Source organism: Halobacillus massiliensis, from assembly GCF_900166625.1.
Lineage (GTDB): Bacteria > Bacillota > Bacilli > Bacillales > Halobacillaceae > Halobacillus_A > Halobacillus_A massiliensis.
Genome location: NZ_LT800499.1, coordinates 544,695 through 566,331 on the forward strand (window position 1 = coordinate 544,695; position 21,637 = coordinate 566,331).

A 21,637-nucleotide genomic window follows, 5' to 3' on the forward strand; every position below is an offset into this window, starting at 1 on the left:
TTGGAAAGGCGGCGCGTCAAAAACCGAGAAACAACAGGTTACCTTTAACCCGAACATGCCGACAGAAGAAGTGTTTACCGCTCCACATAAATACGGTGTTAATGGTCATGTGTCGAGCACTAAACCATTAAATTATGGCGGCAACGTTATTGATAATTTCACACTCACATTCAAAGATGGTAAAGTCGTGGACTTTAAGGCAGAGCATGGAGAAGAAACGCTTCGTCATCTTCTGGATACGGATGAAGGTTCAAAACACTTAGGGGAAATGGCGCTTGTTCCTCATGAATCACCCATCTCCCAGTCAGGTCTGATTTTTTATAATACACTTTATGATGAAAATGCCTCCTGCCATCTGGCCTTAGGAAAAGCCTACCCGAACAATGTGGAAGGTGGGTCTGACATGAGTAACGAAGAACTGGATAAAAACGGTGTCAACGACAGCCTGAGCCACGTAGATTTTATGATGGGATCAGGTGAACTCGACATCGATGGTTATCTTGAAGATGGCACGAAAGAAGCAGTTATGAGAAAAGGAAGCTGGGCGATTGAGTTTTAATTTGTAAGAGACTGTTTTGCTCAGGCCGGGAATCTTTCCCTTGCCTCGCTTTTCTCAATGGTAAGGTGATAGAGAAAGGGCTGATCCGTTTATCGAGTAAGAAAAAAGCGGCTGGGAAATAGCTCGCTTTCCACGGGGAGCCGGTGAGCTAGCTCGTTACACTCGCGGATCTCACCCTGGCTCTTCTCCCTGCAGGAGTCTCGCCATTTCCCAACCGCTTTATTATTGGTGGTATAAACGGAGCGCTGTAGTTTCAGTAAATGCTATTTAGGAAATGATCTTTTCTTACTCAGTGTTCCGTTACTCCTAGTAAACGCAAAGGGCCAGGGGAAACGGCGAGACTCCTACCATGAAAATAAAGTTCTATAATATGGAAAAATGGCAATACTAAAGTAGACGCAGCTCATTCTTCTTTTTTCGAGGAGAGCGTCTTATACAAATGGCTAGTGAGTTGGAGGGTGGAGTTAAGATACCTTTGGTTCCTCAATCGTCACGGTGTAACCTAAACCCTCTAACCTACGCAATGAGTACCTATGGGAGGATAGAACAAGGTGAGATCCCGCAGGGCGAAAAGCCCGAGGAAGCTCACCGTTCGCCCATGGAAAGCGAGTCTTTCCCCAGGCCCGGTTTTTCATATTCAGGCAAACGGAACACACCCTCTTGAGAAAAAAAGAAGCTCCATGGAAATATAAAAGGCTGTCGAGGCAAATCGACAGCCTTTTTGTTATGGACCAGAAAGGTAGAATTAAACGCTTCGAATAAGGGAATAGACCTCCTAAAGAAAAGAGGGGGAAAAAATGCAAGTATATGACACAGCGATTGTTGGCGCAGGATTTGGCGGCCTTGCAGCAGGAGCTGAACTAAGCAGAAAAGGATATAAGGTCGCTGTCTTTGAAGCATCCAACGAGCTCGGAGGAAGCGCTGGAAAGTTTGAACGCGAAGGATATCGATTTCAATCGGGAGCAACCGTAGGCATGGGCTTTGAACCCGGAGGAATCTTCGACCGTTTCTATGATTCTCTCGGATTAACCAAACCTCCCATGACACTGCTTGATCACATCATGGACATCCACTTTCCTGACCGGACGGTTCATTATTATAGAGATCGTCATCGTTGGTACGAAGAGATTGACAAACAATTTCCAGAGATAAAAGAGCAAGTGAAAGCTTTTTATGATGAGGTCTTTAAGGTCGGGGAACTCGTCGATCGTATAGTCAACAAACAGCCGGCTTTTCCTCCCAAAACTATGAAAGACTGGCTGGACCTTCTGCCTTTAATAGATAAAGAAACAGTAAAACTTGTTCCGTTTATGAGCCAGACCGTTTATGATCGTTTGAAAAAGTACAAACTTCAAGATCACCAGCTTTTTGTCACTTTCTTAAACGGTGAGCTGATGGACAGTGTTCAGACAAGTGTCGGCTTCTGCCCGGCCTTCTTAGGGTATACAGCTCTTCAGACGTTTCATAAGGGAGCTTTTGCCGTACATGGCGGGCTTGCTGTGGTAGCTGAACAGTGGAGTGATTATATCCAACAGCAGGGAAGTGATGTTTTTAAAAGGCATCCGATCACTTCGATTAAAAAAGAAGGAGAATATTTCAAGCTGTTTACGAAGCGAGAGAAGGTCCTCTATAGTAAACAGATTATTTTAAATAATTCTGTTCATAATTTTTCATCTGTAGTGGATGAAGAGCTGAGGAACCAGTCTTATGTAGGAAAAAGAAAAGAAGAGAAACGAAAAACATGGGGAGCCTTTATTATTCATGGCGGAGTAGAAGAAAGCGTTTTTGAAAGTTCAGACTCGTTCTACCATCAATTTATTGATCCGCACAATCCCGATGCGCTTCATGATGGCGGTCAGTTTTTACTTTCACTCTCCGCAGATCCATTGATGGCTCCTGAAGGGAAGCGTTCATTTACTTTATCTACACATACCCATATTGAGCAGTGGTGGGAGAGGGAAGCTTATGAAGAAAGGAAACAGTTAATGACAGAACAGCTCCTCTCAACCGTGAATCATTATTTCAATGGGTTCAACGAAGGGTTAGATATCGTGCTTCCAGGCACACCTGTTACTTTTCAGAAATGGTTGAGGCGTGACCTTGGAAAAGTAGGGGGATATGCTCCCGAAGGACGTTTCAGTTGGATGCGCAGTTATTCTGCACGGACAGGGGTGCCCGGTCTCTATCAATGCGGGGACACTACTTTTCCCGGCGGAGGAACACTTGGAGTGACGTTATCAGGTCAGATAGCTGCGAGGTTAATAGACGAGGATTGAGGAAAGGTAAAAGGGGTATATAAGGAATAACTAGATCATTAAAGGAGGATCAATCATGCCAGGAATCGAAGGTGAACTGCCGGGTTTCCAATCGAACCCTAATGATATAGGAAAGTGCAGCAGCTGTGGAATTATTCTGAGGTCGCGCCAGGAAAAAGAGATGATGATGTGTAAGGACTGCCAGGGCCGGCATAGAGATCGTGACGATATTGCAGGAAAAGACAAGAAATAGTTATGGTTGGAAAACTTAATGATCTGCTTCCATCTTTATAAAAGAACAGGGCTGATTCCACTTTTCGTTGGAGCCAGCCCTCTTTGTATGGAAAATTCTATTTCTTTACATACTAGTCGAGAAGGTGGTAGGGTAGAGACTTGTGTTAAAAAGAAAAAAGGAGTGCCTTATGAATAAAAAACAAAGCAGTCGAATAGACTGGCCCGTCTTTATTATAAGTGGAGGGTCTTTAATTTTATTTGTCGTTTTTGCTCTTATTAATATTTCCTGGATTGAGAACTTTGTTAATCAGACGTTCGCTTGGTCAGCTAAATACTTCGGAGGGTTTTGGCAGTTATTAATGCTCGCTACATTCTTCGTTGGTCTGTGGCTGGCTTTCTCCAAATATGGAAGAATTAGAATGGGTAATTTGGAGAAGCCGGAGCTCAGTTTGTATAAGTGGCTGTCTATTATTATGGCAACACTGCTTGCCGGAGGGGGGGTCTTTTGGGCAGCCGGAGAACCGATGTACCACTTTTTAACGGTTCCCTCCTATCTTTCCGAAAGTGGAATTCAAGCTGGGACAGCGGCTGCCGTAGATCCTGCACTCGCTCAAAGCTTTATGCACTGGGGCTTTCTTGCCTGGGCTATTCTCGGTACAATCAGTGCAGTCATTATGATGTATGGTCATTATCAGAAAGGGATGCCGTTAAAGCCCCGTACGCTTTTGTATCCTATTTTCGGAGAAAAACTGCGTGACAGCTGGTTTGGTACGTTAGTGGATGCTTTTTCAATTATTGCCGTGGCTGCAGGGACAATCGGACCCATTGGTTTTCTTGGTCTGCAGGCAAGCTACGGGTTACAGGAGTTAATGGGAATCCCTGATAGTTTCAGCACTCAGTTTTCTATTATTTTTGCTGTCGTATTAGTTTCTACGATCTCTGCTGTGACCGGTCTTTATAAAGGGATTCAATTTTTAAGTAGTTTCAATGTTCGTTTAGCGATAGGACTTATGGTATTTATCTTGATTGTTGGACCAGGTGGGTTTATTATCAACCACTATATTTCTTCCTTTGGTTTCTATGTCGATCGCTTTATCCCTATGAGTACATTCAGAGGAGATAAAGACTGGCTGTCCCTCTGGACCGTATTCTTTTGGGGCTGGTTTATTGGTTACGGCCCGATGATGGCGATTTTAGTAAGCCGCATTTCCCGTGGACGTACCATTCGAGAAATAATTACAGCCGTATCCATCTTTGCTCCCGTGATCTCTACTTTCTGGTTTACGATTCTTGGAGGTTCCGGTATTTTCTTTGAACTGCAAAATCCAGGTTCCGTATCTGAAGCTTTAAATACAGCAGGCAACCATGCGGCCATGTTTGCCATTACGGAACAGTTTCCGTTAGCTTCCATTATCTCACCATTGTTCTTACTATTAACGATTCTTTTTGTAGTAACGACGAGTGATTCGATGTCTTACACGATTGCCATGGCCGTTATGGGGGAAGGTAACCCTAAAAGGTGGCTTCGTATCTTCTGGTCAGTAGTTATGGGGGCCATTGCTTCTATTCTTCTTATTACAGGCGACAGCGGGATTACCCAGCTGCAGAACTTTATCGTTGTAACAGCTGTTCCGGTTTCGCTTATTTTGCTGCCGACCGTCTGGCTTGCTCCGCGTGTTGCCAAGCAGATGTGGAAGGAACAATATAATAAGTAAAAGGTTATATAAAAATCCCCTGGCTAATATTTTCGCCAAGGGATTTTTAATATTACGAGTTAATGTTGCAGGTCATCAGTAACAGCCCAACTGTTACGATTTTTGTTTAAGCACAGCTCTTACAGGGCTTCCGTCTGCATCTTCCATCTTTAAAGGAAATGCCGCAAGCTCATAAATGCCCGGAGCAACATGGTCTAGCACCAATCCTTCAAGAATTAAAATATCTGCACCATATAAACTATGATGTCCTGGAAGATCTTTACTCGTTTCAGGGTCTACCGATGGAGTATCTATTCCTATCAGATGTACGCCTTTTTGTTTTAAAAACGGGCCGGCGTCTTCTCCAATAACTGTATAAGACGAAGGGAATACCGAACGGTCTTTCCAGCTTAAAGTCCGAAAGATTACTTTTTCCACATTTTTATAATCAAATGGTTCAAGATCTGCGGCTGATATCTTATCCTTATTTTCCATATTGATAACAAGTACGTCACCAGCAAAGCGGTCAAGAGGAAGGGAGGCAGCTTTCTCTCCGTTACTATCATAATGAAATGGTGCGTCGATGTGTGTACCGATATGATTGCTTGCCTGAAACTGGCCAACGTTTACAGAGCCTGTATCTTCCATGGCCCAAGTGAGCTTGTACTGAAATGGCTCATCGCCAGGCCATGGTGGGGTCTGGCTGTTTAAACTCATAGAAATATCAATCCACTTCATTTTTTTCCTCCTTACGCGATAACATCTCGTTCATTCTTAAATTGCTTATACTTCTTCTGTTCCATAATCTCTTTTAAAATCATGACCATTTCATAAGTGTCTTCATAGGACACATACAGGGCAACAGGGGCGAGCCGTATAACATTTGGTGAGCGGAAGTCAGGAATAACGCCCTCGCTTTTTAACGCTTTGCAAATGCTTGCAGCTTCCGGATGAATAAGACTTACATGACCGCCCCTCGATTCGTCTTTCCTTGGGTTGGCAATCGTAAATGTGCCCTGCAGGTGTTCTTCAATTAAATTCATCATCAATTTAGTCAGTTTTAGAGATTTTTCTCTAATAGCGTCAATGCCGGCTTCCTGAAAAATTTCCAGTGAACCAAGCAGAGGCGCTGAGCTTAATATATGGGGGGTGCCAATCTGATAGGCCCCCGCCGTCTCGGCTGGTGTTAGGTGATGGTCCATATCAAACTGTTTATCTTTACGGGAACTGAACCACCCGGCCAGGCCGGGCTTCTGGCCCAGATGTTTTTCATGAACATACAATCCCCCGACACCGCCAGGACCGCTGTTTAAGTATTTATAGGTGCACCAGACTGCAAAGTCGACGTTCCAGTCATGAAGCTTGTGTGGAAGTGCTCCAATAGAATGGGCTAAATCAAAACCGACAATAATTCCGTAGTCGTGTGCCGCTTCAGTGAGCTTTCTTATATTTAGAAGCTGGCCGCTTCTATAGAGTACGGAAGGGAGCAGCATGACCGCTACTTCTTCACTCATCTGTTCAATAATATCTCCCTCATTTAAAGTATAGCCATCGCTGCTGCCCACCTGGATGAGATGTTCGTCAGGTGAATAGCCATGAAGGCTGAGCTGGCTTTGGAGAGCATAAATATCTGATGGGAAATTCAGGGCATCTGCTAAAATTTTTGTCCGTTTACCTTTTGGCTTGTAAAAAGTGGCCAGAAGTTGATGCAGGTTTGTTGTTATAGAGCCTGTGTTTATCACTTCATGGGAAAGTGCTCCTGCCAGGGGAGCGGTCATCTCACCAATTTTTTCAGACATATAATACCAGGGCTGTTCACCGGACATCCATCCTTCAATGCCGTGATTTTTCCAGTCTTCCAATGAAGTAAGAACTGTTTTTTCTGCTCTTTTCGAAAGCAGTCCTAAGGAATTGCCATCCATATAATATGAACCCTCTTTAATATAAAATTCATCTTTGTAAGTACGGAGTTTATCCTGTTCATCAAGCTTTTTAATTTCACTTCGATTCATTCCATCGCCTCCTGAATTCAGCCGGCATACCCGTGTTTCACTAACACCGCTTTTATTAATCGGTACGTGTAACCTTCGGGCAGTGCTTCTTTTATAGGTTTAAGACGGTGTTCATCTGCCTTACTGTGAGCCATCAGAACAGCCTCTTCCTGTTCGGGAGAAAACCATTCATCCCAGTTTACTTCAGCGCCTTCTTTGATACAGCGGAAAATATGATTTTCAACTGTAAGCACCGTCATATCTCTTTGGGTGGCAATTTCTTCAATCGTAATATTATTGTCCTTCCAAAGCTTATAAGAGATTTCGTGGCTTGGTCCATCGCCGGAAATTTTTACATCCTTCTTTTTAAAGGATGGTTGAGAAGCTGGAGGAGAAGGACGCTCACTCGCTTCTTCAGCCCATGGGCTCAGTATTTCAAGGAAAATTTCCCCGTATTGATCAAATTTCTGTTCACCAACACCCTTAATGTTAAGCATTTCTTCACGATTTTCCGGAAGGTAAATGGTAAATTCCTTTAATGTAGCATCGGAGAAAATAACATATGGAGGCAGGTCTTTTTCCTCGGCAATTTCTTTTCTTAAACGGCGGAGTTTTTCGAATTTATCTCGATCATAATTTGTTTCTTCCTCAGGAGAAGTCGTGGATTCAACCAACATACGTACTTCCCGTTCTCCTTTTAAAACGGCAACAGAGGCTTCGGTCAGCTTTAAGGCCGGGTATCGTCCCTGGCCGGGGTCAAGCAGCCCCTCGGCTGTAAGAAAGTTAATGAACTGGGAAAGCTGTTTTTCTGTGTAGCTGGATAAGATGCCATATGTCGACAGCTTTTGAAATCTAAACTGTTTGACTTTCTGGTCAGATGAGCCGCGCAGAACTTTTGCGGTTAACCCAGCTCCGAATTTTTCTCCCATCCGCTTGACGCAGGATAGAACCATTTGAGCTTCCCGGGTCATATCTACTTCTTCCCCTTCATACAGGCAGTTCGAGCACTTGCCGCACGGCTTGTAATCAAAAGGGTCTTTGAAATAGTCAAGAATATATTCCTGAAGGCACATGTGGGTATGGCAGTAGTTCACCATCGACTGCAGTTTCCTGTATTCATCCTGTTTCTTTTCTTCATCCATCATCGACTGGTCAATTAAAAAGCGCTGAAGGTGAATGTCCTGTCCGGAAAATAATAAAACACAGTCCCCGTGTTCACCATCCCGCCCGGCCCGTCCGGCTTCCTGATAATATGCTTCCAGATTCATCGGCATCGAATAGTGGACAACATAGCGCACATTAGATTTATCAATTCCCATTCCAAATGCGTTTGTTGCGACAATTGTTGTGATTTCATCTTGTACAAACTGAGTTTGTGCCCGCTGCCTCTGCTGTTCGCTCATACCTGCGTGATATTTTCCGGCGGCATACCCTTTCTTTTCAAGAAAGTTTTGCAGGAAATCAGCGTCTTTTCTTGTGGATGTATAAATAATACCTGAATCGTTTGGACGCTGCTTTAAATATTCCAACAGGAAGTCACGCTTATCCCGTCCTTTAATAATACGAAAGGAAAGATTATCCCTGGCAAATCCGGTATTAACAACTGATTCCTCTGTAACACCGATTAATTGCTGGATATCCGCAATAACCTCCCTGGTGGCTGTTGCAGTCAACCCCATTACAACAGGCAGGTTTGGTATTTTTTGAAGGTTGGGAACGATGGAACGGTAGCTTGGCCTGAAATCATGTCCCCATTGGGAAATACAGTGAGCTTCGTCAAATGCAACCAGTGAAAGATTGATTCGTTTTATCGTCGAAATGAAGCTTCCAGAATCAAAGCGCTCGGGAGCTACATAGACAAATTTATATCGTCCTCTTTCTATATCATTCATGCGCTGCTGCTGTTCTTCAAAAGAAAGAGAGCTGTTAATATACGTAGCGGCAATGCCATAGGAAAGAAGGGCATCCACCTGGTCTTTCATTAAAGAAATTAATGGAGATATAATAACAGCCGTACCTTCAAGAGTAAGGCCAGGAATTTGGTAACAAAGGGATTTCCCGCCTCCCGTAGGCATAACAGCAAGTGTGTTATTCTGTTCAAAAACGTTATGAATAACTTCTTCCTGCCCAGGGCGGAAAGAAGGGAATCCATAATATTCCTGAAGTATCTGCTGAGCTTTTTCTATCATTGTAGATCATCCTTTGCTTATGCTCCCCTTATCGTATCATGTTTTAATTCGAGGAATAGGGGAAAAAATATTTGAACACAGATTCTTTTTAAGGAGAGGTATTATGAAAGCTATTGTAATAGAAAAATATGGCAGCACGGAACAGTTAAAGGAAAAAGAGATGCAGATCCCGGAAATAGAAGATAATCAAGTACTCGTTGAACTTAAAGCGACTTCAATTAACCCAATTGACTGGAAGCTGAGAGAAGGGTATTTAAAAGAAAAAGTCGATTTTGAATTTCCGATTATTTTAGGATGGGATGCTGCAGGTATTGTTAGAAAAACAGGAGCTAATGTCAGCAAGTTTAAAGAAGGTGACAGAGTATTCTCTCGTCCGGAATTGACCCGGCTTGGCACCTATGCGGAATATGCCGCAATTGATGAGCATGTGCTGGCCCATCTTCCTGAAGAAATTTCTTATGAACAGGCGGCAGCTGTCCCTTTGGCGGGCTTAACCGCCCGTCAGTGTTTAGTCGACTCAGCGGGCATACAGGAAGGCGATAAAGTTCTTATCCATGCCGGTTCCGGAGGGGTTGGACACTATGCAATTCAAATTGCGAAGTCTTTTGGTGCTTATGTAGCAACAACGGCCAGCGGCAAAAATCAGGAATGGGTGGAAGAATTAGGCGTTGATCGTTTTATTAATTACAAAGAGGAAAACTTTGAAGAAGTGCTGGAGGACTTTGATATTGTTCTTGATACCCTGGGTGGAGACATTCAGGAAAAAAGCTACAGTATTCTAAAAGAAGGTGGACGACTCGCTTCCATTGTTCAGCCTCCAGATCAAGAGACAGCAGAAAAGCATGGAGTAAAAGCTGAATTTGTCTGGCTTGAACCTGATGGTGAAAAGCTTGCACAGCTCGGGAATCTAATGGTAAAAGGCGAAATGATTTCAAAAGTCGGCCACACTTTCCCTCTAAGCGAAGAAGGCTTAAGGGAAGCTCATAGACTTAGTGAAAGTCACCATGCGGTAGGGAAAATTGTCATAAAAATAAAGTAATAAAAATAGTAGTTGTTAGCCTATATCTTCTCTTGTAATGAGAAGATATAGGCGTTTTTAATTTTTTTGTGTATTAAATTTGTTATATGGGTAAAGTTTTGTAGTGGTGTGAAAAGGAGTGAGTCAGACATGTTAATCAATTATCAAGCAGAATCATTTTTCGATGAAATGATGGATTCATCAGGCAACCCTAAAGCCCCCTATAAAGTTTTTAACGACATCATTTCAGAGGCTTCCGCAGAAGGATTGCAAAAAAGACAGGAAAGAGCACAGTTAAACTTTTTAAAACAAGGAATCACTTTCACACTGGACGAGTATGGTACTGAACGGACACTTCCTTTTGATTTCGTTCCGATCATTATTCCTGAGAAGAAATGGAAGGAAATCGAAAAGGGACTAAAACAGAGAGTTGAAGCGTTAAGTCACTTTTTAAAAGATATTTATAGTGAAAAGAGGATTATTAAGGAAGAAGTAGTACCGAAAGAGCTGCTCGAAAATAGCGTCTATTATAATGAGGAGCAGGTTTCAGGTACTCATTTTAACGACCACATATTTATAGCGGGAATTGATCTTATTCGTGATGAAAATGGCGAATACCGTGTGATGGAGGACAACCTGCGTAATCCTTCAGGCATTTCATATGTTTATCAAAACCGTCATGTTATGAGACAAGTGTATCCAGAACTTTTTTATAAATATAGCATCCTGCCACTGGAAAACCAGTTTAAAGAGCTGCAAAAAGATCTATTCAGCCATGCACCGCGTAATGCACCATCTCAGCCGCATGCCGTATTGTTAACGACAGGTGTAAATAACGCTGCATATTATGATCATGTGTTTCTTGCAAAGCAGCTGGGGATTGAATTAGTAGAAGGACGTGATCTTGTCGTTGAAAATGATATCGTATATAAGGAAACGACCAGCGGCTTAGAGCGCGTGGATATCATTTATCGAAGATTTGATGACGAGCATCTAGACCCGGAAGCCTTTGATTCAGATTCTGAAGTTGGTGCAGCAGGGATTATGGAGGCTTATAAAAAGGGAAATGTAGCCATCTTAAATGGTGTGGGCAGCGGTGCGGCAGATGATAAGGCGATTTACGCTTTCGTGCCGGAAATGATTCGCTTTTACCTGGAAGAAGAGCCGATTCTTAATAATGTAACAACCTATTTCTTAAGAGATTCAGAGCAGAGAGAGTATGTGTTAGAAAACCTTGAGAAGCTAGTCATAAAAAATGTAGGGGCTTCCGGCGGAGATGATATGCTGATTGGTCCTAATGCCTCAGAAGAAGAAATTACGGAATTCAGGAAAAAAATTAAGGAAACCCCTAATCAATATATTGCCCAGCCTACGATTGAGCTGTCACGGGCACCGGCATTCCAGGAAGGGGAGTTCCGGCCCCGGCATATAGATTTAAGAATCTTTGTGACGAAAGGGGAGAAAACGAGCGTTTTTCCGGGAGGGCTTTCAAGAGTGGCTTTGAAGGAAGATAATCTTGTAGTGAACTCATCTCAGGGAGGCGGAGTTAAGGATATCTGGGTAATAAATGCAGAAGGAGGAGAGGATTATGCTTAGTCGAGTTGCGGATTCCCTATATTGGATGTCCAGAAATATTGAACGATCTGAAAATAATGCGCGAACTCTGAGCAGTCAGCTGATTTATATGCTGGAAGATTCAGAACAGCATATACTGGACAGCAGCTGGGAAGTTATTCTTGAAATCTGTGCTTCTAAAGGCGAGTATGATAACCATTACTCCCGTTTAAATAGTGAGAGTATCATACAATTTTTTACACAGAGCCGGGAAAATAAAGATTCTCTTATTAATTTACTGGGAAGTGCAAGAGAGCATGCAAGGGCATCCAGAACTATTATACCAGATTCTGTCTGGCAGCTGCTCAATCGTTTTTATATAGAGAAAAAGGATCAGCTGGAGCAGCCATTAAATTCAAGTAATATCCATAGTGAGTTGTACGATATCGTTGATATGTCAACGAATTTTCAGGGGATTATTGAATCTGCAATGTTAAGGGGAAAACCATATAGTTTTGTAAAGATAGGAAAATGGATAGAACGGGCTGATACTACAGCACGCACATTAAAGGTAATATGTGAGAAGACGTTAAAGGAAAATACAGGTTTACAAGTTTCTGATCACTTGCTGCATGCTCTCCAGGTTGTCAATGGGTATGATTCTTTTATTATGGAGCACCAATTAACGCTGGAGCCTAATGAAGTCTTCACCTTTTTAATTGAAGAAGAGCGGTTTCCCCGGTCCATTAAGTATTGTCTAGGACATACCTTAAATGCTGTCGAACAATTAAACTCTGGAAAGAGACCTCAATATACAGAAGAATTACTTCAGCTGCTGGCGAATACACAAAGAGGGATTAAGCGGTCAGAAGTTTCTGAAATGACTATTGAGGAACTCCTGGTTTTTCTTAATGGATTCCAGGAGCATTGTGAACGAATCAATGAAGTTTTCTCAGCCACATATAATTTAGATGGATATAAAAAAAGAACGGTGCTAAAGGAATAATGAGCTTGAACGGAAATAGTATAAAAATTGGTGATCGACAGCAGGTACTTGGAAAATAAGAGTGCCTGCTGTTTGTATTCTCGCATTTTCTTCACTTTCTGCGATTTTTTGCGAAAAATTTTGGCTTTTTAAAAAATCTTATGTAATTTTTTGACTATTCTATAAAAATGGGGGTATAGTTTTTACATAGAAGTCATGGGAGGAGAGAGTATCTATGTTAAAAAATTATCAGCAAGGCTCTTTTTTTGATGAAATGGTGGATGGATCGGGCCGTCCTAAAGAGCACTACGAATCTTTTTATAAGTTAATCTCCGATACCCCAGAAGAAGAATTGAGAGAGAAACATGAGACGGCTCAGCTGAGTTTCCTGCGGCAAGGTATAACATTTACTGTCTACAACGACGAAGGTGGTACCGAACGAACAATGCCTTTTGATTTTGTTCCAATTATTATTCCCGAAGATCAATGGAAAACCATCGAAAAAGGCATGAAACAACGTATGAAAGCTTTAAACTACTTTTTAGACGATATTTATAAAGATCAAGAGATTGTAAAAGATGGCATCATCCCGGAAGAGCTTATCCGTGATAATCTATATTATTATGAAAAACAGGTGTCCGGGTTGGAAGTTCCTTTAAATAATCATATCTTTTTGGCCGGTATTGATTTAATCAGGGACGAACACGGTGAATATCGGGTTCTTGAAGATAATCTGCGAAATCCTTCTGGTATGTCCTATGTTTTCCAGAATCGCTATGTAATGAGACAAGTTTATCCGGAACTATTTTTCCAGCACTCTGTTCAATCGTTGGAAATTCAATTTAAAGAGCTTCATGGTGCCCTGCTCAGTCATGCCCCGCGCAATTCGATCGCCTTTCAGCCTTGTGCTGTCCTGCTTACACCCGGCATGTATAATTCAGCGTATTACGATCATGTGTTCCTGGCACAGCAAATGGGTATAGAACTAGTGGAAGGGAGAGACCTGATCGTTAAAAATGATATCGTCTATATGAAAACGATCCGTGGTCTAAAGCGTGTAGATATTATCTACAGGAGAATTGATGATGACTTTCTAGACCCTGAAGCATTTCGACCGGATTCTGCTCTGGGTGTTTCCGGACTGCTGAGGGCTTACCGTAAAGGTAATGTAGCGATTTTAAACGGAATCGGGAATGGAGTGGCTGATGATAAGGCGATGTATGCATACGTCCCGAAAATGATTCAGTACTATTTAAATGAAGACCCGATTATAAAGAATGTAGAGACTTACTTTCTCCGTGATCCTGAACAGTTGGAATATGTCATTGAAAATTTAGAAAAGCTTGTTGTAAAAAACGTAGGAGCCTCAGGAGGGTACGATATGCTTATTGGTCCTCATGCTACAGAAGAAGAGCTAAGGGTCTTCCGCAGAAAAATCATTGAAACTCCAAATCAGTATATTGCCCAGCCTACTATTAAATTATCCAGAGCCCCAGCCTTTCAAAAAGGGGAATTTTATCCTTGTCACGTTGATTTACGAGTGTTTGTAATGAATGGCAGCCATACACATGTTCTTCCTGGAGGACTTTCACGTGTAGCTCTAAAGAAAGGCTCTCTTGTAGTCAATTCCTCACAGGGAGGCGGCGGAAAAGACACGTGGGTACTTGCCGAAGGGGGGAACGGCCATGCTTAGCCGAACAGCAGATTCACTATATTGGATGTCGAGGAATATTGAGCGTTCTGAAAACAATGCCAGAATTTTAAGCGCCCAGATGATTCATATGCTTGAGTCTTCGGATCAAAAAATAGTAGACAAGGACTGGGAGGAAATTCTTGAAATCTGTGCTTCTAAACAAGAATATTTCAGTCATTACGACAGACTAAACAGAGAGACCATCCTGCACTATTTAATGTTAAACCCGGTGAATATGAATGCCATACAAAATACCATTAATTTTTCGAGGGAAAATGCCAGAGCCAGTCGTGATATTATTCCAGATGCTCTGTGGCAGCTGATCAACCGCTTTTATTTAGAGAAGAGAAGCCAAGCAGAACAGCCGTTAATTCCTCCTGTCATTCAAAATCATTTAAAAGATGTTATTAATATGTCGATGACGTGCCAGGGAATTATTGAATCCACGATGACGAGAGGCATTCCCTATGCTTTTATAAAAATCGGTAAGTGGATAGAGAGGGCAGAGAAAACAGCAAGAATCTTGAATGTCATTTGTGAAAAAACGATCCGAGAGAAAAATAGTACGGACTCGCAATCGTATTATTATTGGCTGACAGCTTTGCAAATTGTCAATGGCTATGACTCTTTTATTAAGGATCATCCACCGACGATGAACCCTCAGCAAGTACTGACCTTTCTTGTGGAGGAAGAGAGATTTCCACGTTCCATTCGTTATTGTGTGGATCACATCATCAATGCAGTGGAAGATTTAGAGTCAGGCAAACGATCCCATTATTCCGAGGAATTATTTCAACTTCTGATGAATATACAGGAGAAGATAAGACATACAGATATTTCAGGATTGTCGATGGAAGAACTCATGGTATACCTTGATGAGTTCCAGGACGATTGCCATAAAGTCAGCTATGTTTTCTCAAAGACATATTATCTGGTTAATCCTGTACGTGCTACTCAAACGTAGGGGAAAAGGAGAGTAAGAATATGAAGTATCAAATTGAGCATACCAACTTGTTCCGGTATGATACGATGGTTGATCAAAGCATGAATGATATTCGACTGAAGCCGAGAAGCGATGAATGCCAGCGGCTGCTGTCTTATCGTACGGAAATTAACCCTGTATCAACTACGAAAGAACATATAGACATATGGGGAAATCACGTGGAATCATTTTTTATATCTCATAAGCACAATGAACTAATGGTAAAAACATTGTCTGTAGTCAATATTCAAAAGAGCCCGCTCGTATATATGCTGAAATATTCAGACCAGATGCGTAATATTTTTAATTCGAAACTGTTTAAAGACCATTATCTTCACTATATTAACGAATCGCCTTATACTTTTTTATACAAAGAACAGGTCGATGAAATCGTTCAAGCTGTAGGCGGAGAGGTGGATGACCCAATTCAGTTCTCTTTAGACTTAATGGGTTATTTAAATGGTTCCATCGCTTATGACGGTATGGCTACACATGTAGGTACAAAAGCATTTGAGTCATGGCCGTTAAAAGCAGGAGTATGCCAGGACTATGCCCATGTGATGCTCGGTGTCTTACGGGCAAAAGGAATTCCAGCACGTTACGTAAGCGGTTATTTGTATGTAGGTGAAGATTCCGCCCTCGTCGGCGACTCTGCGACCCATGCCTGGGTGGAAGTGATGGTTCCCGGAATCGGCTGGCTTGGTTTAGACCCTACCAACAATGTGGAAGCTCTTGAAAACCACATTCGTATCGGGACAGGTCGTGACTATGCCGATGTGAGTCCGCTTCAAGGAGTGTATCGAGGCGGGGGACAAAAATCAGATGTTAAGGTAAGCGTTACGCTGTTAGAACAGTAATTGACATCAAAAACAGTAAATTAAGAAGCGCGTGATATTAGGCCTATAACTAATATCGCGCGCTTTTCTAATGTCTAATTTATAGATGGATGTTCTGTTTACTGGAGTAAGAGAATAGAGAAATTCCATCTATCACATGTAGAAAAAAGTGGCTGGGAAGTGACTCGCTTTTAAGCGGAGAGCCGGTGAGCTAGCTCGATGCACTCGCGGATCTCACCCTGGCTCTATTCCCTGCAGGAGTCTGGACAGTTCTCTTTTTCCTGCTGATTATTGCAGGGGAAACTGACTGTTCCGTTTACTGTAGGGAGAGAACAGCGGCTGGGAAATAGCTCGCTTTTAAGCGGAGAGCCGGTGAGCTAGCTCGTTACACTCGCGGATCTCACCCTGGCTTTTCTCCCTGCAGGAGTCTGGACAGCTCTCTTTTATCTGCTGATTATTGGAGGGGAAACTGACTGTTCCGTTTACTGTAGGGAGAGAACAGCGGCTGGGAAATAGCTCGCTTTTAAGCGGAGAGCCGGTGAGCTAGCTCGTTGCACTCGCGGATCTCACCCTGGCTCTATCTCCCTGCAGGAGTCTCGCCATTTCCCAGCCTCTTTAAATTTAATGGGGAAAACGGAACGCTGTAATCTCAGTAAGCTCTCTAATGGGAACGATCCTATCTTCTTAAATGTTCCGTTACTCCGAAAAACATAAAGGGCCGGGGGAAACGGCGAGACTCCTATGGGAGGATAGAACAGGGTGAGATCCCGGAGGGCTAAAGTCCGAGGAAGCTCACCGTTCGCCCATGGAAAGCAAGTGGTTTCCCCAGGCCCGATTCTCTTCATTAAAGGAAACGTAAACAATTTATCCGTAGAAAGAGTTCTTTAACAATCATTAAAGGGGCTCCTTTAAAAGAAGCCCCTTCTTCTGCCTTATTAATCTATTTTAAGATATTAATTTTGATACCGTTCTGAAGTTCTCGGTGCCTTAAAGAAGGAAATGACCCAGCCGGCTAAACCGCCAATTAGTGCTGGTATAATCCAGCCTAAGCTAAATTCAGCAAATGGCAGGGAAGTAATAAATGGTTCAGCAAAACTCATGGGTAATCCGAATTCAACCAGGCCGTCATATAGGCTGACGACAGCTGTTAAGAAAACAACTCCCCGGTAAATATACGGTGAATGGCTGAAAAATCTTCCGATAAACGTAAGGATAACGAGAACGATCGCTATCGGGTAAAGGAAAACGAGAACAGGAACAGAGTATGCAATGATTTCGTTCAGTCCTAAATTAGAAATAGCAAAACTAACAATGGTAATGAATGTAATCACTGCTTTATAAGAAAAACGTGAAAATCTTTTAGAAAAGAATTGACCACAGGCCACGGTCAGACCAACACATGTTGTGAAACACGCAAGCAAGACAATGACACCGATAAGCAGTGTGCCAATATTCCCGTACATAAGATCAGCAGCAGCAGACAATACCATACTTCCACTTTCGTAAGTGCCTTCAGAGGCCATTTTCGTCCCAATCCAGCCAATACAAATGTATACAGCAGTAAGTCCTGCTGCGGTTACTAATCCAGCTTGCACAGAACGGTATGTGATTTCTTTAGGGCTTGTAACACCACGCTCCCTTAAAGCTGTGATTACTATAATCCCAAACGCAAGAGCTGCGATAGCATCCATTGTTAAGTAACCTTCAATGAACCCTGAGGAAAACGGCTGACTGCTGTATTTTTCTGCGGGCGGCTGTGCTTGACCGTCAAGGAGAAAAAAACTGCCAATGACTAAGCCGATAATGGCTATAAACAAAACGGGAGTTAAATACTGTCCCACTGTATCAACAAGCTTACTTGGATTTAAACTTGTGATAAAGACAAGTATAAAGAAAACAATAGTAAAGAGCAGTAAGCCTGTCGCAGTTATTCCCCCTGTCCAGGGAGCGATACCCATCTCAAATCCCACGTTGGCAGCTCTGGGAATCCCGAAGAACGGACCGATTGCTAAATAAATAATAGATGTAAAAATAATAGCGAACATGGGATGAACTCTTCCCGCTAATTCGATCGCACCGTTTTTTACAAGGGAAATGGCAGCTACCGTAATGATTGGAAGCCCTACGCCAGTAAGAACAAAGCCGATAATCGCCGGCCAGTAAGAAGTCCCGGCTTCCATTCCTAAGCTTACCGGGTATATTAAATTACCCGCTCCAAAAAACAGAGCAAACAGCATAAATCCAATGAATACAGTATCTCTTTTTTTCATGATGTATTACCTCTCAAAAGTTTTAAATTTGCCAGAAAGCGCTTCTTATATGGGTTGAAGAAGACAATTAATTCCAATAATAAGCTAGACGTCACTTTTGTCACAGCCGTAATCGTACCAATGTCAAAAAATTATGTCAATGTATTTGTTAGTAAATTTTGAAAAAATGGTTTAGTACTTTCTGGAAGGTGTATTATAAGGAAAATAGATAACGTAACCTTTATGATTTTACATAGGCGTTTACCGTCTATAGAATGTTGTCATATATAAGTTGTGAACATTAATGGAGAGTTGGTTCTTTTATGATAGATTCATTGTTATTGAATATAACGTTAATAGGGGTCTTGGGAGTCGGTTCCCAATGGCTGGCATGGCGATTCCGTCTTCCAGCGATTGTCATTATGTCAATCGCCGGGCTGCTGGCAGGACCTATTTTTGGCTTAATTGATCCACAGGCAGACTTTGGAGAACTTTTCCGTCCGATAATATCTTTAGCGGTCGCTGTTATATTATTCGAAGGAAGCTTAAACTTGGATATTAAAGAAGTTAGAGGTTTAGGACGACCGGTCTTTCGAATTGTTACGATCGGTGCATTTATTAGCTGGATTGCCGGATCCTTTGCTGCCCACTATGTGGCCGGATTGCCCTGGGCAGTAGCGTTCGTCATTGGCGGCCTGTTTATTGTTACAGGCCCAACGGTTATCCTTCCTTTGCTGAGGCAGGCTAAACTAAAGCCAAGACCTGCCAAAATATTGAAGTGGGAAGGCATTATTATTGACCCGATAGGAGCACTTCTAGCTGTATTCGCGTTTGAAATTATAGAATTTCTAATTGGCCATAACGGCACGATCTCTTCTCTGGTCACCTTTTTCCTTGCTTCTATCTTTGCTATCTTATTAGGTTATGGTATAGGAAAAGGAACAGGCGTTATGTTTGAACGAGGATTCGTCCCTGAGTTTTTAAAATCCCCAGTAGTGTTTGCGGCTGTAATTCTCTGCTTTACGCTGGCGGATGAAGTGACACATGAAACAGGACTGTTATCTGTAACTGCCATGGGGATGACACTTGCCAACATGCGTATCTCCTCAATTTCCGATATGCGTCATTTTAAAGAGAATATTTCTCTATTATTTATTTCTACGATCTTCGTGATGCTTACAGCGTCTTTAAACATGGAAACACTTCTCGAAATATTTAATCTGCAGATTATCGGCTTTGTGCTGCTCATGCTGTTTATCGTCCGCCCGCTGTCGATTTTCTTATCGACTATGGGGACCGATTTAAACAAGTCGGAAAAGCTGCTAGTCAGCTGGATTGCCCCAAGAGGAATTGTAGCACTGACAGTAGCAAGTTATTTTTCAAATGTGTTGCTTGATGCGGGATTTGAAGAGGCTTCTATCTTAATCTCACTTACATTTGCTTTAGTATTTACAACTGTAGTAGCCCACGGCTTTTCCATCGGCTGGCTTTCGAAAAAGCTTGGTTTGTCCATGGAGGGTCCACCTGGAGTTTTAATGGTAGGGGGAAGTCCTTTTACGGTCGGATTGGCCAGTGTACTGGATGAATTAAAAATTCCTGTTTTGATCAGCGATTCCTCATGGGATAGACTAATGAATGCCAGAACAAAAGGGTTAAAGACATACCATGGGGAAATTTTATCAGAGCAGAGAGAATATCATCTTGAGATGACACCTTATGAATACTTGCTGTCAGCAACAGAATTTGATTCTTATAATGCTCTTGTCTGTACGACATTTGTCCCCACATTTGGAAGAAATAATGTGTATCAGCTGAGCTTAGAGAAAAAGGAAAATGGCGATGATTTAGAATCCCTTGGCCGTACAATCGGCGGTAAGGTGCTGATAGGGGAATCAGCTTCATGGGAAGAATTAAATGGTCTCGTCAAGCAAGGATATGTGTTTAGGAAAACAACGATAACTCAGCAATTTAAATATATGGATTATCTGAAGAACATGAATGAGGGAGCTATGATGTTTCTTGTAATAAAGCCTTCTAAGAAAATTGAGTTCTTCACTCGTGAAAGCCAGCCTAAGGTGGAAACTGGGGATGTTATCGTATCCTTAACCCCGCCGAATAAAGAGAAAGAGAAAATTCGTGAGAAAATAGAAAATCAGAGGAATGGAAAGAAATAAAGGAAAGAGTCATTGTAATAGTGAGGATAAATCCGATAGAAAGTTAGAAAGTTGAAGGAAATTCCCTTGTTCCGTTTCCCTTGATAAAGAGAGGCGGGCCTGGGGAAACCACTTGCTTTCCATGGGCGAACGGTGAGCTTCCTCGGGCTTTTAGCCCTCCGGGATCTTCCCCTGTTCTATCCTCCCATAGGAGTCTCGTCGTTTCCCCTGGCCCTTTATGTTTTTTAGAGTAACGGAACATTAAGAGAAAACTATTTCCTTTAGAGCGGTTACTGAAACTACAGCGTTCCGTTTATACCATCAACAGTAAAGAGGCGGGGAAATGGCGAGACTCCTGCATGGAGAAAGAGCCAAGGTGAGATCCGCGAGTGTAACGAGCTATCTCACCGGCTCCCCGCGGAAAGCGAGCTATTTCCCAGCCGCTTTTTTCCTACCCCAGTAAACGGAACAGCCTTTTTCCCTTCTCTGAATTGAGGAGAGAAAGTGAGCTATTATATTCAGTAAACGGAATAGGAGTTTCTCTGGTGATGAGAAGATAGCCAGGAAATTAGAAAAGTCACGATCATTGATCGTGACTTTTTTTATTCAGGTGCTTCTTTGAGCTGCTGCTTTAATTCTTTTAACTGGTCTTCCATTCGCGCCAGATGTTTTTCTGCATTCTCTACATTCCCGCCGTTGGCATCCAGTTTTTCCAAATCTGACTGAATACGGATATAGTCAGATTTCAATGCGGCAATCTCATCTCTTATTTCCTGCTTAGTCAACATCATCACTCCTTTAATTACATTGTAGATTACTAGACACGGTTCAACAAAGATTTGAAAATTCTGAATAAAATATGGTAAAATTTACTCAACACTTTTGCAATAAACTCAGCCAGGGAAATAGTCCAATTTGCAGACCTTCCTTAATTTTAAAAAAGGATCTTCCGACTTCTTATAGAGAAAGTTCTTTAAATTAGTTTCATAAAGGTGTGTCCTGCCAATAATCTTGTCACTAGGCAGACTGGCTACACATAATCTATGAAGCTTTTGATAATTACATATTAAACAGCGATTTTAAAAACGATGGGAGGTAAATAAAGAAACGAAGGGAGATGGTAAACTGGGAGGCGCAAATGTAGCAATTTTCTTAAGATGGCTGAGTAGTGTTAGCAATTTACAAGGAGACGAGTGAGTGTTCCACGGTTTTTAATAGTAAGTGAACAGCAGGGATTTCTTAATA

16 protein-coding genes are annotated in these 21,637 nt (G+C 42.2%); 11 read left to right on the forward strand and 5 right to left on the reverse strand.

Annotated features, from left to right (window positions below; genetic code table 11):
* From B7E06_RS02740 to B7E06_RS02750, 4 genes are all read left to right on the forward strand, one after another.
* Positions 1-559, forward strand: a 559-nt coding sequence (locus tag B7E06_RS02740) for an aminopeptidase (protein WP_143414544.1), incomplete at its 5' end; no start/stop codon positions are given.
* Positions 560-1,356: 797 nt separating this feature from the next.
* Complete coding sequence (locus B7E06_RS02745) at positions 1,357-2,835, forward strand: phytoene desaturase family protein (RefSeq protein ID WP_082232551.1); 1,479 nt, start codon at positions 1,357-1,359, stop codon at positions 2,833-2,835.
* Between the two features lie 55 nt (positions 2,836-2,890).
* Positions 2,891-3,067 carry a hypothetical protein gene (locus B7E06_RS21685; protein ID WP_179133929.1) on the forward strand — a complete coding sequence of 59 codons (177 nt, stop codon included), beginning with the start codon at positions 2,891-2,893 and terminating at the stop codon, positions 3,065-3,067.
* A gap of 169 nt (positions 3,068-3,236) precedes the next feature.
* On the forward strand, positions 3,237-4,763 hold the full coding sequence (locus B7E06_RS02750) for a BCCT family transporter (RefSeq protein WP_082232552.1): 1,527 nt from the start codon (positions 3,237-3,239) through the stop codon (positions 4,761-4,763).
* 93 nt (positions 4,764-4,856) lie between these two features.
* On the opposite strand, the gene kynB is transcribed toward B7E06_RS02750, so the two are convergent.
* From kynB to recQ, 3 genes are read right to left on the reverse strand one after another with little or no spacing between them, the layout of a single operon-like run.
* Positions 4,857-5,480, reverse strand: coding sequence for an arylformamidase (kynB, locus tag B7E06_RS02755; protein ID WP_082232553.1), 624 nt, complete (start codon positions 5,478-5,480; stop codon positions 4,857-4,859).
* 11 nt (positions 5,481-5,491) lie between these two features.
* Positions 5,492-6,754: a kynureninase gene (gene kynU / locus B7E06_RS02760; RefSeq protein ID WP_082232554.1), complete on the reverse strand. Its 1,263-nt coding sequence runs from the start codon at positions 6,752-6,754 to the stop codon at positions 5,492-5,494.
* A gap of 17 nt (positions 6,755-6,771) precedes the next feature.
* Positions 6,772-8,922 carry a DNA helicase RecQ gene (recQ, locus tag B7E06_RS02765; RefSeq protein WP_082232555.1) on the reverse strand — a complete coding sequence of 717 codons (2,151 nt, stop codon included), beginning with the start codon at positions 8,920-8,922 and terminating at the stop codon, positions 6,772-6,774.
* Between the two features lie 103 nt (positions 8,923-9,025).
* Here recQ and B7E06_RS02770 point away from each other — a divergent pair, with 103 nt between their 5' ends.
* From B7E06_RS02770 to B7E06_RS02795, 6 genes are all read left to right on the forward strand, one after another.
* Entirely contained in the window at positions 9,026-9,961 is a 936-nt protein-coding gene (locus B7E06_RS02770) for an NADP-dependent oxidoreductase (protein WP_082232556.1), read from the forward strand.
* A gap of 129 nt (positions 9,962-10,090) precedes the next feature.
* Positions 10,091-11,536: a circularly permuted type 2 ATP-grasp protein gene (locus B7E06_RS02775; protein ID WP_082232557.1), complete on the forward strand. Its 1,446-nt coding sequence runs from the start codon at positions 10,091-10,093 to the stop codon at positions 11,534-11,536.
* Positions 11,529-12,500, forward strand: a complete 972-nt coding sequence (locus B7E06_RS02780) for an alpha-E domain-containing protein (protein ID WP_179133930.1) — start codon at positions 11,529-11,531, stop codon at positions 12,498-12,500. Before B7E06_RS02775 ends, B7E06_RS02780 begins: the two co-directional genes overlap by 8 nt.
* A gap of 214 nt (positions 12,501-12,714) precedes the next feature.
* Positions 12,715-14,172 carry a circularly permuted type 2 ATP-grasp protein gene (locus tag B7E06_RS02785; RefSeq protein WP_082232559.1) on the forward strand — a complete coding sequence of 486 codons (1,458 nt, stop codon included), beginning with the start codon at positions 12,715-12,717 and terminating at the stop codon, positions 14,170-14,172.
* Complete coding sequence (locus B7E06_RS02790) at positions 14,165-15,136, forward strand: alpha-E domain-containing protein (protein WP_082232560.1); 972 nt, start codon at positions 14,165-14,167, stop codon at positions 15,134-15,136. The genes B7E06_RS02785 and B7E06_RS02790 overlap by 8 nt, the downstream gene beginning before the upstream one ends.
* 20 nt (positions 15,137-15,156) lie before the next feature.
* Positions 15,157-16,011 carry a transglutaminase family protein gene (locus B7E06_RS02795; RefSeq protein WP_082232561.1) on the forward strand — a complete coding sequence of 285 codons (855 nt, stop codon included), beginning with the start codon at positions 15,157-15,159 and terminating at the stop codon, positions 16,009-16,011.
* Positions 16,012-16,943: 932 nt separating this feature from the next.
* Here the strand turns inward: B7E06_RS02795 and brnQ are convergent.
* Positions 16,944-18,260, reverse strand: a complete 1,317-nt coding sequence (gene brnQ / locus B7E06_RS02800; RefSeq protein ID WP_082232562.1) for a branched-chain amino acid transport system II carrier protein — start codon at positions 18,258-18,260, stop codon at positions 16,944-16,946.
* Positions 18,261-18,562: 302 nt separating this feature from the next.
* On the opposite strand from brnQ, the gene B7E06_RS02805 reads away from it, so the two are divergent.
* A complete protein-coding gene (locus tag B7E06_RS02805) occupies positions 18,563-20,413 on the forward strand; it encodes a cation:proton antiporter (protein ID WP_082232563.1) in 1,851 nt (616 codons plus the stop codon).
* A 581-nt stretch (positions 20,414-20,994) separates the two neighbouring features.
* Here the strand turns inward: B7E06_RS02805 and B7E06_RS02815 are convergent.
* Positions 20,995-21,177: an SE1832 family protein gene (locus B7E06_RS02815; protein WP_082232565.1), complete on the reverse strand. Its 183-nt coding sequence runs from the start codon at positions 21,175-21,177 to the stop codon at positions 20,995-20,997.
* Between the last annotated feature and the right edge of the window lie 460 nt (positions 21,178-21,637).